The following is a 1,074-nucleotide window of genomic DNA, read 5'->3' as shown; positions in this document are numbered from 1 at the left end:
CTAGGTGTATTGCCCTGTGAGGTTGGGGACGCGGCTGGCGGGTGGTTTGCCTGCGAGCGCGGTGTGTCCGCGGTGGTGATTGTAGGTGTGCAGCCAGCCGGGAAAGGCGTCGCGTCGCTCCTGTTCTGACTGGTAGGAGCGGGCGTAGGCCCACTCGTCCAGGAGGGTGCGGTTGAGGCGTTCGACCTTGCCGTTGGTCTGGGGCCGGTAGGGCCGGGTTCGCTTGTGGGTGATCCCGGCCGCTGCCAGCAGATCGCGCCAGGCGTGCGACTTGTAGCAGGAGCCGTTGTCGGTCAGGACGCGCTCGACGGTGATCCCGACGCCGGCGTAGTAGGCCTGGGCCCGCTGCCAGAAGGCGGTGGCGGTTTCCTTCTTCTCATCGGGCAGGATCTCGCTGTAGGCGAGGCGGGAGTGGTCGTCGACGGCGGTGTGGATGTACTGGTAGCCGACGCCGGTCTTGGTCTTGCGGCTCGCTTGCCGACCGCGGGTCTTGTGGCCGCCTCCGTCGGGGATGTTGCCGAGCTTCTTGATGTCGACGTGGACCAGTTCGCCGGGATGTTCGCGTTCGTAGCGGCGTATGACGGTCCCGGTGCCCCGGTCCAGGTGGGTCAGGCGGGCCAGCCGGAAACGCGTCAGGACGCGGTGGACGGTGGAGGCGGGCACGTTCAGGAGTCCGGCGATTCGGGCCGGTCCCCACCGCCGGGCGAGGCGGACCTTGATGATCCGCCGTTCGGTGCGGGTCGCGGTCCGGCGCGGGCTGCGGTGCGGGCGGGAGGAGCGGTCGGCCATGCCAGCCTCACCGACGGCGCGGTAGCGAGCGGCCCACCGCTGGGCCGTGGTCGGTGAGACCTGGAAACGTTCGGCGGCCCGCCGCAGTGGCCAGCCGTCCTCGACCACGCAGCAGGCCAGACGCAGACGACCGGTCTCGGTCAAGGGTGCATTACGGTGGGGCACGAGGGCCTTTCTGGTCGGTGTAGACGTCGCAATCCACACCGAACCCGGAAGGCCCTCACCCGTTCAAGACCCCACAACCGAGACCTGCACCACCCGTCCACAACCTCCCGGGTCAATACA

Annotated in this window: 1 protein-coding gene; it reads right to left on the bottom strand. The window is 68.8% G+C overall.

Translation table 11 applies throughout. The features are described from left to right. On the bottom strand, window positions 1-954 hold the full coding sequence (locus tag EF903_RS32880) for an IS481 family transposase (protein WP_125548568.1): 954 nt from the start codon (window positions 952-954) through the stop codon (window positions 1-3). Window positions 955-1,074: the final 120 nt, after the last annotated feature.

Source organism: Streptomyces sp. WAC05292 (assembly GCF_003949955.1).
In the GTDB taxonomy this organism is placed as follows: Bacteria; Actinomycetota; Actinomycetes; order Streptomycetales; family Streptomycetaceae; genus Streptomyces; species Streptomyces globosus.
The sequence above is the reverse complement of the archived record's forward strand: the minus strand, read 5'-3'. Positions and strand labels throughout refer to the sequence as shown.